This is a genomic window from Achromobacter sp. RT286_PF (assembly GCF_059760425.1).
Genome location: NZ_JCBAMR010000054.1, coordinates 16,604 through 29,907, shown reverse-complemented (window position 1 = coordinate 29,907; position 13,304 = coordinate 16,604). Strand labels below are relative to the sequence as shown.

15 protein-coding genes are annotated in these 13,304 nt (G+C 65.4%); 2 read left to right on the top strand and 13 right to left on the bottom strand.

Features of this window, described 5'->3' with window-relative positions:
* Positions 1–30: 30 nt before the first annotated feature.
* From AC6LJY_RS25985 to AC6LJY_RS25930, 12 genes are all read right to left on the bottom strand, one after another.
* Positions 31–267: a hypothetical protein gene (locus tag AC6LJY_RS25985; protein WP_498137084.1), complete on the bottom strand. Its 237-nt coding sequence runs from the start codon at positions 265–267 to the stop codon at positions 31–33.
* A gap of 15 nt (positions 268–282) precedes the next feature.
* Positions 283–519, bottom strand: a complete 237-nt coding sequence (locus tag AC6LJY_RS25980) for a FixH family protein (protein WP_046805397.1) — start codon at positions 517–519, stop codon at positions 283–285.
* 29 nt (positions 520–548) lie between these two features.
* Entirely contained in the window at positions 549–2,039 is a 1,491-nt protein-coding gene (gene ccoG / locus AC6LJY_RS25975) for a cytochrome c oxidase accessory protein CcoG (RefSeq protein WP_046805398.1), read from the bottom strand.
* 75 nt (positions 2,040–2,114) lie between these two features.
* Entirely contained in the window at positions 2,115–3,116 is a 1,002-nt protein-coding gene (gene ccoP / locus AC6LJY_RS25970) for a cytochrome-c oxidase, cbb3-type subunit III (protein ID WP_314359741.1), read from the bottom strand.
* On the bottom strand, positions 3,113–3,289 hold the full coding sequence (locus AC6LJY_RS25965) for a cbb3-type cytochrome oxidase subunit 3 (protein WP_104144319.1): 177 nt from the start codon (positions 3,287–3,289) through the stop codon (positions 3,113–3,115). The genes ccoP and AC6LJY_RS25965 overlap by 4 nt, the downstream gene beginning before the upstream one ends.
* Positions 3,290–3,291: 2 nt before the next feature.
* On the bottom strand, positions 3,292–4,026 hold the full coding sequence (gene ccoO / locus AC6LJY_RS25960; RefSeq protein WP_498137083.1) for a cytochrome-c oxidase, cbb3-type subunit II: 735 nt from the start codon (positions 4,024–4,026) through the stop codon (positions 3,292–3,294).
* Between the two features lie 10 nt (positions 4,027–4,036).
* A complete protein-coding gene (ccoN, locus tag AC6LJY_RS25955; RefSeq protein ID WP_046805401.1) occupies positions 4,037–5,533 on the bottom strand; it encodes a cytochrome-c oxidase, cbb3-type subunit I in 1,497 nt (498 codons plus the stop codon).
* A 215-nt stretch (positions 5,534–5,748) separates the two neighbouring features.
* Entirely contained in the window at positions 5,749–5,910 is a 162-nt protein-coding gene (gene ccoS, locus AC6LJY_RS25950; RefSeq protein WP_046805402.1) for a cbb3-type cytochrome oxidase assembly protein CcoS, read from the bottom strand.
* Entirely contained in the window at positions 5,907–6,881 is a 975-nt protein-coding gene (locus tag AC6LJY_RS25945) for a P-type ATPase actuator domain-containing protein (protein WP_314359744.1), read from the bottom strand. Before AC6LJY_RS25945 ends, ccoS begins: the two co-directional genes overlap by 4 nt.
* Positions 6,882–6,955: 74 nt before the next feature.
* Positions 6,956–8,152, bottom strand: a complete 1,197-nt coding sequence (locus AC6LJY_RS25940; protein ID WP_104144318.1) for a CaiB/BaiF CoA transferase family protein — start codon at positions 8,150–8,152, stop codon at positions 6,956–6,958.
* Positions 8,149–9,030, bottom strand: coding sequence for an HpcH/HpaI aldolase/citrate lyase family protein (locus AC6LJY_RS25935; RefSeq protein ID WP_498137082.1), 882 nt, complete (start codon positions 9,028–9,030; stop codon positions 8,149–8,151). The genes AC6LJY_RS25940 and AC6LJY_RS25935 overlap by 4 nt, the downstream gene beginning before the upstream one ends.
* A 39-nt stretch (positions 9,031–9,069) precedes the next feature.
* Positions 9,070–10,068: a tripartite tricarboxylate transporter substrate binding protein gene (locus AC6LJY_RS25930; protein ID WP_498137081.1), complete on the bottom strand. Its 999-nt coding sequence runs from the start codon at positions 10,066–10,068 to the stop codon at positions 9,070–9,072.
* A 145-nt stretch (positions 10,069–10,213) separates the two neighbouring features.
* On the opposite strand from AC6LJY_RS25930, the gene AC6LJY_RS25925 reads away from it, so the two are divergent.
* Positions 10,214–11,071: a LysR family transcriptional regulator gene (locus tag AC6LJY_RS25925; RefSeq protein ID WP_104144315.1), complete on the top strand. Its 858-nt coding sequence runs from the start codon at positions 10,214–10,216 to the stop codon at positions 11,069–11,071.
* Here AC6LJY_RS25925 and AC6LJY_RS25920 read toward each other — a convergent pair.
* Entirely contained in the window at positions 11,068–11,964 is an 897-nt protein-coding gene (locus AC6LJY_RS25920; protein WP_498137080.1) for a LysR family transcriptional regulator, read from the bottom strand. The genes AC6LJY_RS25925 and AC6LJY_RS25920 overlap by 4 nt on opposite strands.
* Positions 11,965–12,070: 106 nt before the next feature.
* On the opposite strand from AC6LJY_RS25920, the gene AC6LJY_RS25915 reads away from it, so the two are divergent.
* Positions 12,071–13,135, top strand: coding sequence for an NAD(P)-dependent alcohol dehydrogenase (locus tag AC6LJY_RS25915; protein WP_498137079.1), 1,065 nt, complete (start codon positions 12,071–12,073; stop codon positions 13,133–13,135).
* The last annotated feature ends 169 nt before the right edge of the window (positions 13,136–13,304 follow it).

Below are 13,304 nucleotides of genomic sequence, written 5' to 3'. Positions count from 1 at the left end.
GCCCCGCGCCGTGCGCGGGGCAGCGTTCTATCAAAGGTCTTCGTTTTCAACCGCCTTGGGCATCAGGTAGGCGGTCAGCAGGCTGGACAGCCCCGCCATCACCCACAGCACGAAGAACGACACCGTGTAAAAGCCCACGCGCCCGGTGGGCACGTGCCCGAAGATGGCCACATCCAGCGGGTCGATCAGCGCGAAGATCAACGCGCTGCCCATCGCCGCCGCCAAGAACGACGGCCACAAAATCCACATCAATGAACGCAGGCCCATCTGTGCTCTCCCTGGTTAAGGGTTGGCTTGCGCGGCGCGTGCGCCCTCGCTTGCCCGGGGTGCGACCTGTTCGATCACCAGGCCGCGCTTGACCACGCCGTCCTGGATCGGCTCGTGGGTGAAGTTGCTGTAGGCGAAGTAGATCGTGATGAAGCATCCGATCATGGCCGCGAAGGGGCCGGCCATCAGGATCCACGGCCAGGGCTCGCGGTACCAGGGCTTGGGCGTGGGCAGGGATGAGGCGGTTGTCATGGAAAGTCCTTGAATCGGGCGAAGCGGGCTTAATCGGGTACGTAGAAACTGGCGGCTTCGTCGGTCTGGATGGACCGGTTTTCGCCGTCGTGGCCGCGCGCGCGCAGCGTGATGGGATGGGCGCCCGGCTCCACGCCGGCGGGCGCGCGGATCACCATGGGCACCAGCTTGTTGGCGGCCGGCTCAACCTCAACCATGTCGGACCCTTGGCGCCCGGCCATCACTTGCAGGCCCGGCATGCCGTCCGCCGACAGGCGCAACCGCATGGCGGTGTCCGACGTGTTGATGATTTGCAGGCGGTAGACGTTTTCGATCTGCCCGCCGGCCACTTCGCGGCCCAAGGCGCCCCGGTCACGGATGACGTCGACCCGCAAGGGGTTGCGCATGGCCAGCGACGCCACAAAGGCCACGGCCAGTATCAGGATCAGCGTGCCGTAGATCAGCACGCGCGGGCGCAGAAGATGCGAGCGCGCGCTTTTGGCGCTCAGGCCATCCTGCATGGCGCGGTCGGACGTGTAGCGAATCAGGCCGGGTTCGTACTGCATCTTGTCCATGACCTGCTCGCAGGCGTCGATACAGGCGCCGCAGCCGATGCACATGTATTGCAGGCCGTCGCGGATGTCGATGCCGGTGGGGCACACTTGCACGCACAGGCTGCAATCGACACAGTCGCCCAGGCCGGCCGCCTTGTGGTCCACTTTGCGCGAGCGCCCGCCGCGCGGGTCGCCCCGGCGCTTGTCATACGTAACCACAAAGGTGTCCGGGTCCACCATGACGCTTTGGAAGCGGGCATAGGGGCACATGTACTTGCACACGGATTCGCGCATGAAGCCGGCGTTGCCCCAGGTGGCAAAGCCATAGAACAACATCCAGAACCATTGCCAGGGGCCGAGTTGCAGCGTGAACAGTTCATGGCCCAGTTCGCGGATCGGCGCGAAATAGCCGATGAAGGTCGACCCCGTCCACCAGGCCAGCGCAATCCACAGCACATGCTTGGTGATCTTTACGCGCGCCTTGTGCAGGCTCCAGGGTGCTTCGTCCAGACGGATGCGGGCGATGCGGTCGCCTTCGACCTTGCGCTCGATCCACATGAAAATTTCGGTGTAGACGGTTTGCGGACAGGCGTAGCCGCAGAACAGTCGGCCGGCGACGGCGGTGAACAGGAACAGCGCCAGCGCCGAGATGACCAGCAGCACGGCCAGGTACACCACGTCTTGCGGCCACAGCACCAGGCCGAACAGATAGAACTTGCGCGCGCCCAGGTCGAACAGCACAGCTTGGCGGCCGTTCCATTGCAGCCAGGGCAAGCCGTAGAAGATCAGCTGCGTGATGAAGACAAACGCGATGCGCCAGCGCGCAAAGTTGCCGCTGACGGATCGCGGATAGATCTTGCTGCGCACGCCGGCCAGCGTCTGCTCCAGGGTTTCGGCCCCGGGACGAGGCGGACGTGTGTGCGGGCGCCAGGGCGGCGGGTCGCCGCCAGGCTGCGTGCCGACGCTTGCGGTTGACCCTTCATCCATATGCTGCTCCGTACTGTAAGTCCAATGACGTGAAGGGCCGCCGGGCGTCCCTTCACCTATGCGCCGCCGGCCGCGTTACTTGACCGCTGTGGTGCCGCCGACCGCCGCGGTACCGACCGCCGCGGTATCGACCGCCGCGGTGCCGACCGCCGCCTGCCCGCCCGCTTCCGGCTTGTTCGACAAGCCCCATACCCACGCCGTCAACACCTTGATCTGCTCGGGATTCAGGATGTGTTCGTGCGCCGGCATGCGGTTGTCGCGACCGTCCAGGATGGTCTTGACGATGGAGGCTTCCGACGAGCCATACAGCCACACGTCGTCCGTCAGGTTGGGCGCGCCCACCAGCTGGTTGCCCTTGCCGTCCACACCGTGACAGGCGACGCAGAAGTTGCCGAACTCGCGCTTGCCACGAAACACGCGCACCGGGTCCGCCGTCAGCCCCGACAAGGACCGCACATACTGCGCGATGTCGCCGGCCGTCTTGGCGTCGATCGCGGCCTTCCACGGCGGCATCACGCCATGGCGCCCTTCCTTGATGGTCTTCATGATGGTTTCGGGCGAACCGCCGTGCAGCCAATCACCATCGGTCAGGTTGGGAAAGCTGGGGCCGCCCTTGGCGTCCGAGCCATGGCACTGCGCGCAGTTGTTCAGGAACAGGCGCTGGCCGATTTCACGGGCGCCCGTGTCCTGCGCGATCTGCGGCACGGTCATCGTTTCAAACCGCGCGTAGATGGGGCGCACGGCCTCGGCCATCTTGGCCTGCTGCCGCGCCACTTCCTCGGTACTGCTGTAGCCCAGCTGGCCCTTGTACGAACCCAGGCCCGGCATGAAGAACAGATAGCCCAGCGCGAACAGGCACGCCAGCAGGTACATCCACGTCCACCACGTGGGAACAGGATTGTTCAGTTCGGTCAGGTCGCCGTCCCAGACGTGGCCGGTGTCTTCCACCTGCCCGGCGGCCGGCTTGGCGCCCAGCCAGCGGCGCTGCGTGTACAGCAGCCACACGCACCAGACCACGCCGCCCACGGCAACGACCGAAATGAAAATGCCCCAGAAGCCATTGACGAAATCGCTCATGACCGATTCGCTCCATCTTGTTGTGCCTGTCCGAATTCATCGGGCAGTGCGAACGGCAACATGGCCGATTCGCGATTGGCGCTCTGGCGCCCGCGCGAGCAGGCCCACCAGACGATGCCGAAAAAGGTCGCCATGGAAATGGCGGTAATGAATGCGCTCAGGATGCCCAGCATGATCAGCCTCCCGAAGCCGCCGGCACGGCGGGTTGTGCAGCGGGTTGTGCAGCCGATTGCGCGGCGGCCTTCTTCGCCGCTTCGGCCGCCCGGGCCTCTTCGGCCTGCTTGGCGCGGCGCACGCCCACGCCCAGGCTTTGCAGGTAATCGACCAGCGCGTCTTCTTCCGTCTTGCCCTCGATGGCCTTGGGCGCGCCGGCGATCTGCTCGTCCGTGTAAGGCACGCCCAGCTTGCGCAGGGCAAGCATGCGTTCAGACACGTTCTGACCGGTGATCACCGTCTTTTGCAGCCACGGATACGCGGGCATGTTCGATTCGGGCACCACCTTGCGCGGGTCGCGCAAGTGGATGCGGTGCCAATCGTCGGAATAGCGTTCGCCCACGCGCGCCAGGTCGGGCCCGGTGCGCTTGGAACCCCACAGGAACGGATGATCGAAGACCGATTCGGCGGCCGTCGAATACGAACCGTAGCGCTGCACCTCGGCGGCCAGCACGCGCACTTGTTGCGAGTGGCAGCCCACGCAGCCTTCACGGATGTACACGTCGCGGCCCATCAGCCGCAGCGGGCTGTAGGGCTCGACGCCCGCCACCGGCTGCGTCGTGCTGTGCTGAAAGAACAGCGGAATGATCTGCACCAGGCCCGCGAAGGACACCACCAGGATGCTGGCGATGATCATCCAGCCGATGTTCTTCTCAAGCGTCTGGTGAGAAAAGAAGCCAGTTTTTTTGTTGGCCATGATGTCCTCGTCAAACAGTGGCGGGCACGGCGGGCGCGGCGGGTGCGGCGACCGACGGGCGAGCGGCATGGGGATCGTCAAGCGGAATGGCGGGGTTGACCGGCTGCGCGCCGCGCACCGTCTTCCACACGTTCCAGGCCATCACGAACACGCCCGACAGGAACAAGGTGCCACCCAGCAAGCGGATCAGGTAGTACGGAACCCGGGTCTTGAGCTCTTCGACAAAGCTGTAGACCAGCGTGCCGTCGGAGGCCGTGTCGCGCCACATCAGGCCCTGCTGCACCCCGGCAATCCACATCGCGGCGATGTACAGCACCACGCCGATGGTGGCGATCCAGAAGTGCAGTTCGATGGCCTTCACGCTGTACATCTTTTCGCGGCCATACAGGCGCGGTATCAGGTAGTAGAGCGAGCCGAAGGAAATCATCGCGACCCAGCCCAGCGCGCCGGAGTGCACGTGGCCGATGGTCCAGTCCGTGTAGTGCGACAGCGCGTTGACGGTGCGGATCGACATCATCGACCCTTCGAACGTGGACATGCCGTAGAACGACAGCGCGGTGACCATGAACTTCAGGATCGGGTCGGTGCGCAGCTTGTACCAGGCGCCTTGCAGCGTCATGATGCCGTTGATCATCCCGCCCCAGGACGGCGCCAGCAGGATCAGCGAAAACGTCATGCCCAGCGATTGCGTCCAGTCAGGCAGCGACGTGTACAGCAAGTGGTGCGGACCCGCCCACATGTACGTGAAGGCCAGCGCCCAGAAGTGGACGATGGACAGGCGGTAGGAATAGATCGGGCGGCCGGCCTGCTTGGGCACAAAGTAATACATCATGCCCAGGAAGCTGGTGGTCAGGAAAAAGCCCACCGCGTTATGGCCGTACCACCACTGCACCATGGCGTCCTGCACGCCGGCGTACGCCGAGTACGACTTCCACATCGACACCGGCATTTCGATGTTGTTGAAGATGTGCAGGATGGCGATGGTCAGGATGTACGAGCCGAAGAACCAGTTAGCCACGTAGATGTGCTTGGACCGGCGCTTGATGATGGTGCCGAAGAACACGATGGCGTAGGCGACCCAGACCAAGGTGATCAGGATGTCGATGGGCCATTCCAGTTCGGCGTATTCCTTGCTGCTGGTAAAGCCCATGGGCAAGGTGATCGCGGCGGCGACGATGACGATCTGCCAGCCCCAGAACGTGAAGGCGGCCAGCTTGTCGCAGAACAAGCGCGCCTGACAGGTGCGCTGGACAACGTAGTACGACGTCGTGAACAGTGCGCTGCCGCCAAAGGCGAAGATCACCGCGTTGGTGTGCAGCGGGCGCAGGCGGCCGTAGCTGAGCCATGCGGTGTCGAAATTCAACTGCGGCCAAATCAGCTGCGCGGCGATAAATACGCCCACAGCCATGCCGACTATGCCCCACACCACTGTCATGAGCGCGAACTGCCTCACGATCTTGTAGTTGAAGGTATCGGCCTTGCTTGCGATTGCGGGGCAATCGTTCATCACCCTTCCCCTAAAGTAACAAATAGCTCCAGGCTTGAATGATGGGACTAGGCACACAAGTCGACGTTGATATGGATCAAGCGCACAACGGCCAGACAGGGAACGCGGCAATGCCGCAACGGACTCACGCGCGCGCGGCCTCAATGGCAACGCGCGCGCGGGCGCCCAGGCGCCGAAGAACCGGGGTGTCGGGAATGGGTGGGCGGGGTTTGCGCTTAGCCGCGCGAGCCGCGACCGCTGTCGTCGTCGCGCAGGATCGCCGTGCCGGCGTTGTCGGTATCGTCGTACTGGCCGTTGAACACGGCCCACCACAGCGATACGCCGATGGCCAGCACGAACAGCAGCGACAAGGGCAGCAAGAGATAGAGGATGGTCATGGCGCGGTTTCCAGCGCGCCGACGGGTGCGCTGCCCACCGACCAGTCGCGGCGGCACAGGCGCCACGAGTTATAGGCCACGGCCAGTGAGGACAGCAGCATCGTGATGGCGGCCAGCCAGGGTTGCACCCAGCCCAACAACGCCAGCGGCGTCATCAGCAAATGCCAGATCAACGAGCCGTACAGGTTCTGGCGGGCTTTCTCGCGCGCCCGGCGCAGCAGCGCGCCCAGCGCGGCGTCCGACATGGTGGGGTGCGCGGCCAATGCCGAATGCGCGGACGCCATGGCGGTGGGCACCGCCATCGACATCGCACAGGGGCAGCTCATGACCAGCAGCGCCACCATCACGGGCAGGCTGTGGGCGGGGTCGATGGCCGCCCAGCCGATGGCGGCGGCCAGCGCCAGCACCACCTGCGCCAACACGAAGCGCGAGGCCAGCCGATCGGCGCGCGCGCCCAATTCCAGCCGTTGGGTTTCCACGCGCTGATGCCGCAGGCCGCCCGCCGCGTCGCCAAAGGATTGACGGGCGCACAGTTCCAGATAGCGCGCGGTCAGCAAGAACGCCACGAACATCGTGACGGAATCGAAATAGACGTCGCCGCGCCCGGTCCAGGTGGCGTGAACGCTGGGAACAAACGCCGCCACGATGCCCAACGCAACGGGCACGTCCATGCCCGCGCGGCCGTGGCGCAGGTTGTCACCGGCATGGCGCCAGATGGGCCAGGCCGAATACAGCACCACGGGAATGGTCAGGGCGAAGCTGGCCCAGTTCATCAGCACGATGGCCCAGTCCAGCGTTTCCAGCGCGTCGGCGGGCATGCTGTCATGGCGCAAGTAACCGGGCCACGCGAACATCATGACCTGCATCATGGCGAGCCACGCCAGCGACAGGCGCACCAAGGCGTGGCGGCGTTGCTGGCGGTCAGCGTCGGACAGGGACGCCGGGACGGCGAAAATCGATTTTGCTCGCATGCGCCGATGGTACCCAGCGGCGAAGGCCGGCACCTTGATCTGGATCAAGGCGGCATTTCCGGCGTCCAAGCCAGCTATCGCAACGCGCCGCGCTTTTTCAGGTCGGCCACCCGCTCGGCGCAGATTCCCGCTTCGGCCAGCACCTCTTCGCTGTGTTCGCCGAACGCGGGCGCGGCGCGCGGCGTGTCCGCCTGGCTGCGGCCGAACTTGATCGCCTGCGCGAAGCCCCGGTAGCTGCCAACGACCGGATGCGCGAATGTGGAGATCATCTTCTCGGCCTGCACCTGGGGAAAGTCGAACATGTCTTCAACGCCGCGCGCGGCGGCGCAAGGCACCTCTTCGCCAAACCAGGCCTCCCATTCCAGCGCAGTGCGCGCGCGCAGCGCTTCATGCAGGCGCGGCACGATTTCGTCGCGATGCTCGGCGCGCTTGCGCACCGAGTCGTAACGCGGATTCGCAGCCAGGTCCGCCAGCCCGGTCTTCTCGCACAAGGCCTGCCAGAAGTGTGGCGTGTTGGCCGAGATATACAGATAGCCGCCGCCCGTGGGGTGCAGGCCCGTGATGCCGCCCGAACGCATGTCGCGCCCGATCTCGCGCGGTTCGCCCTCGGCCCAGACCAGCCGGGCCGATTGCAACGCCAGCGCGCTGCGCAGCAAGGACACGCCCACGAACTGCCCGCGACCGCTGCGTTCGCGTTCATACAGCGCCGACGCCACCCCGGCCGCCACCATGGACGAGGCGTAGTAATCCACCACCGAGCCGTACAGGATCTCGGGCGGGCCTTCCGCCTTGCCCTGCAACGCACACATGCCCGTCATGGTTTGCAGCACCTGGTCGTAGCCCGCCTTGTCCTTGAGCGGACCGGTTTCCCCATAGCCGGTGACGGCGCAGTAGATCAGCCGGGGGTTCACCTCGGCCAGCTGCTCGTAGGCGATGCCCAGGCGCGCGGGCACGCTGGGCCGAAAGTTGTGCACCAGCACGTCGGCCTGGCGCGCCAGGTCGTGCAGCACGGCCAACGCGTCGGGCTGTTTCAGGTCCAGCACCAGCCCGCGCTTGCCCCGGTTCACGCCCAGGAAGGCGCGGCTTTCGGTGTCCAGCGTGGACGGGTACTTGCGCAGGTTGTCGCCCGTGGGCGGTTCCACCTTGATGACGTCCGCGCCCTGGTCCGCCAGCAGCGTGCAGCCATACGGCCCGGCGATGTAGGCGCTTAAGTCCAGCACGCGTACGCCCGCCAGCGGGCCACCGGTACAAACGTGTTCAGTTGCCATCATTGCTGTTGCTCCGTGCCGTCCAGCCCCAAGGCCTGGGCCGAACGCAGTATCGCTTCGGCGCGGCGCAGGAACGGGCCGTCGATCATGCGGCCGTCCACCACGAATGCGGCGACGCCTTTGTCCGATGCCTCGCGCGCGGCCTTCACCACGCGGGTAGCGTGGGCGATTTCTTCATCCGTCGGGCGAAACGCGGCGTTGACCAGCGGCACCTGGCGCGGGTGAATGCAGCTTTTGCCCAGGTAGCCCAGGCTGCGCGCCAGCTCGGCCTCGGCGCGAAAGCCCGCTTCGTCTTCGATATTGGCAAAGGCCGAGTCATAGGCAAACACCCCCGCCTCGGCCGCCGCCATGCGCAGCGCAAACATCGCCTGCTGCACGGCCACGTTCTGCCGGCGGCTGATGCCGGCGGGTTCGAAAAGATCCCCCAGGCCCAGCTGCAAGCCGGCCACCGACGGATGCGCGGCCGCCAGGCAGGCCGCGCGGCGCAGCGCGCGGGGCGATTCAATGTTCAACAGCAACCCGACCGGTTCATTCACCTCGTTGGCGGCACGCGCCTGTTCGATGGCGCTGGCCGCCGCCACCACGTCGGCCTCGCTTTCCGCCTTGGGCAGATTCACCAGATGCAGGCCCGGCCGCACCACCGCCTGCACGTCGGCATGAAAATGCCCGCTGTCCAGCGCGTTGACCCGCACGATCAGCGTCTTGCCCGACGCCGCGGTCTGCGGGTCGGCCAGCATGCGGGCCAGGTGCTCGCGCGCTTCGGCCTTGCGCGACGGGGCCACGGCGTCCTCCAGGTCGAACGACAACGCGTCCGCGGGGCCGCTCAATGCCTTGGCGAATAACTCGGGACGGGAACCTGGAACGAACAGTTTGCTTCTCATGCTTGCGCTCTTGTGACGGAGGTTGAATCGGGGTCGTGCTTATTGAATGGATATGTTCCGGTCGCGCGCCACCTGCTTCCACTTGGCGGCGTCGGCCTGCACCAGATCGGCAAACTGCGGCACGGTCAGTTCGGCCGGCACCGCGCTTTCCTCGGCGAACATGGCGCGCATCTTGTCGTCGTTGACGATGGCGCGGATCTCGGCGTTCAGCTTGTCGACCAGCGGCGCGGGGGTGCCGGCCGGGGCCAGCACGCCCCACCACAGTTCCACCGAGTAGCCGGGCTGGCCTTCACCGATGGTGGGCAGGTCGGGATAGAACTGCGACCGCTTGGGTGACGTGACGGCCAGCACGCGCAGCTTGCCGCCCTTGAGCAGCGATGCCGTCGACGCAAAGCTGCCGATCACGAAATCGACGCGGCCACCGGCCAAATCGTTCAGCGCGTGCGACATGCCCTTGTAGGGCACGTGCGTGAACGCCGTCTTCTCGCCGCCCGCCAGGATTTCGCTGGCCATCTGGTTGACCGAGCCCAGCCCGGCGCTGCCGTAGGTCAGCTTGCCCGGTTCTTTGCGGCCAACAGCCAACAGGTCGGCCATGGATTGGTACGGCGAGTCCTTGCCCACCACCAAGGCCATCGGGCTGCGCGCCAGCATCGCCACGGGCGCGAAGCTGCGCACCACGTCGTACTTCAAATTGGTCTGTACCGCCGCGTTGGTGGTCAGCGTGGACGAAGACAGCATCAGCACCGTGCCGTCCTTGGGTGCGCGCGCGACATATTCCGCGCCAATCGCCCCGCCCGCGCCGGGCCGGTTTTCAACAATGACGGTGTTCGACAGGCGCGCCCCCAGCTTTTCGGCCAGCACACGTGCGAACACGTCATTGCTGCCGCCGGGCGGAAACGGCACCACCATGGTGATGGTGGGCGGTATGGAGGCGGACTGCGCCATGGCGGTCGCGGGCGCGCCCGCGGAAACCGCCAGCGTCAGGCTCAGGGCCAACGCGGGTATGGCCGCGCGCAGCGTGTGCAAAGTCAGGTTCATCGTAGGTCTCCTCGGTGTCGGTCTGTTCCGGCGGGCGTGGCACGCCCGTCCCGCAGCCGCTTTTCGTTGTGGTCGTCTCGCATACTAGGACCGGCCACTGATGATATAAAGCGAGGATTCTTAAAACACTACGTGAGGATTCCTGATGAAGATCGAATCTTTCCGTACGCTCAATGCGGTGCTGCGCGGCGGCAGCTTCGCGGCGGGCGCCGCGGACATGAACCTGTCGCCCAGCGCCGTCAGCTTGCAGATGAAGCAGATGGAGCAATACTTCGGCCAGCCGCTGTTCGACCGGTCGGCGCTACAGGTCAGGCCGAACGCCTTTGCCGCCGAAGTGGACGCGGTGCTGCAGGACGCGCTGGCCCGGCTGGACGAACTGCGCCGGCGCAGCACGCCCGCCGTTGAAGGGCGCGTGCGGCTGGGCACCATCGAACCGTTGCAGGTCACGCTGCTGCCCCCGCTGCTGCGCAAACTGCGGGAACGCTATCCCCAGCTGGACGTGCGGCTGGTGCGCGGCCGCGCCACCGAATTGACCGAGAAACTGAAAAAAGGGGAAATCGACGCCGCGATCATCACGCAGCCGGAGACGGGCGGGTCCAGCCGCCTGGTGTGGACGCCGCTGTTTCGGGAAACGCTGGTCCTGATCGCCCCGCCCGATTCCACGGAAACGCGCGTGGCCGAATTGTTCCAGCGCTACGAATGGATCCGCTTTGACAAGACCACTATCGGTGGCCGACTGGCCGCGCGCTATGTGGCGCAGCACGCGCCGCACGCGCGCTGCCGCATCGAAATGCAGTCGCTGGCGGCGCTGACGGCGCTGGTGTCGGCAGGGCTGGGGGTGTGCGTGCTGCCCGAGCCGGGGCGCAACCTGCTGGACGTGCATCCCGTGCGCGTGTTGCCGCTGGGCAAACACGCGCCGTACCGGCAGATTTCCTTTGTGTGCCGGCAAGCAGACGAAGAGAACCGGCTGGTGCAGGCGCTGCTGGAAGGTGCGCGGCCTTAGCTGGGCTCTCCCTGCTTGGCCATATCGATAAACGCGCGCAACGCCGACGATACGCGACGTTGCCTTGGGTAATACAGCATGAAGCCGGCAATTGTGGGGCACCAGTCATCCAGCATGCGCACCAGCCGGCCCGATTGCAGCAGGTCGCGCACGTAGTATTCCGGCACGCAGCCGATGCCGATGCCGTCCACCGCCGCGCGCACTTCCGCGTGCACGTCGCTAAGCGCGATGCGGCCGGACACGTCCACCTCAACCGCCACCCCGTCCTTTTCAAATTCCCATTTGTAGTAGCGCCCGCTGGGAAAGCGGTAGCGCACGCACTCGTGGCCCAGCAGGTCGTCGGGATGGCGCGGCAATGGCCGGCCCGCCAGGTAGGCGGGCGACGCCACGGTCGCCGCGCGCAGGCTGGGGCCGATCGGCACGGCCACCATGTCTTCCGGCACGGCCTCCAGCAAGCGCACGCCGGCATCGAAACCCGAGCCGACGATATCGACAAAGCTGTCGTCCTCGGCGATTTCCAGGCGGATATCCGGGTACGCCGCCAGGAAGCGCGCGGCCATCGGCATCAGCAACATGTAGGACGCGGCGCGAGACGTGTTGATCCGCAGCGTGCCGGACGCCGAACCCCGAAAGTGGTTCATCTCTTCCAACGCGTCGCCCAGGTTGGCAAGGGCGGGAAGCAGGCGCTCGGCCAGGCGTTGGCCGGCGTCGGTCAGCGCCACGCTGCGCGTCGTGCGGTTGAACAGGTTCACGCCCAACCGCTCTTCCAGGCTGCGGATCGCGTAGCTGACGGCGGACGTGGACAAGCCCAGTTCTTCGCCCGCGCGGCGAAAGCTGCAATGCCGGGCGACGGCGGCGAACGCCGCCAGGTGAGACAGGTTATCCGCCTGCATGATTATGCAAATTCCTTCAATAAAGCATGCGGAAATTCTAGCTTGATAGCGGAAATGCCGAGGAATATTGTGAACGTCTGCTTAACAAATTTAATTCGAGTCCACCATGATCCAAGCCCGTGGCTATGCCGCCCACAGTACCGACACCCCGCTCGTTCCGTTCAGCTTCACGCGCCGCCAGCCGGGCGATGACGACGTGCTGATCGACATTCTTTACAGCGGCATTTGCCATTCCGACTTGCATCAGGCGCGCGGCGACTGGGGCAATTCGGTGTTCCCGATGGTGCCGGGCCACGAGATCGTGGGCCGCGTGGCGCAAGTGGGCAAGAACGTCACCAAGTTCAAGGCGGGCGATTTCGCGGGCGTGGGCTGCATGGTGGATTCCTGCCTGCATTGCAAGGCCTGCCGCTTGAACCTGGAGCAGTACTGCGAGGAAGGCGCCACCCTGACCTATAACGACAAGGAACGCGGCAGCGACCAACTGACGTTTGGCGGCTATTCCGACCGCATCGTCGTCAAGGAACACTTTGTTGTGAAGGTGTCTGACAAGCTGGATCTGAAGGCCGTTGCTCCGCTGCTGTGCGCCGGCATCACCACGTATTCGCCGCTGCGCCACTGGAAGGTCGGCCCCGGCCAGAAGGTGGGCGTGATCGGGCTGGGCGGGCTGGGGCACATGGGCGTGAAGTTCGCCCATGCCATGGGCGCACATGTCGTGATGATCACCACTTCCGCCGACAAGGGCCGCGACGCCAGGCGCCTGGGCGCCGACGAGGTGCTGGTGTCGCGCGACGCAGAGGCGATGGCGGCGCACGCGGGCACGTTCGATTTCCTGTTGAACACCGTGCCCGTCAGCCATGACGTGAACCCGTACCTGGCGCTGCTGACGCTGAACGGCACGATGGCGCTGGTGGGCGCGCTGACGCCGCTGGACCCGATTCCGGGCGCGAACCTCATCATGGGCCGCAAGTCGATTGCGGGCTCGGCCATCGGCGGCATGGAAGAAACGCAAGAGATGATGGACTTCTGCGCCGAACACGGCATCGTCAGCGATGTCGAGATCGTGCCGATCCAGGCCGTGAACGAGGCCTATGAACGGCTGGTAAAAAACGACGTGAAGTACCGCTTCGTCATCGACATGGCGTCGCTGGCGCAAGAGGCGGCGGCCGCTTAAGAGCAACAAGGCGCGGGCGCTGCCCCCCGAGGGAAAAAAAAGGGTGCCCGAAGGCACCCTGAATCCACCCTACAACAGCACCTACAACTGCAAAGCAATCTATCCGTGCGTCACCCGGTCAGCGCTCACCGGGTGACGCACCATGCGTTCAAGCAATCACGCATTCAAG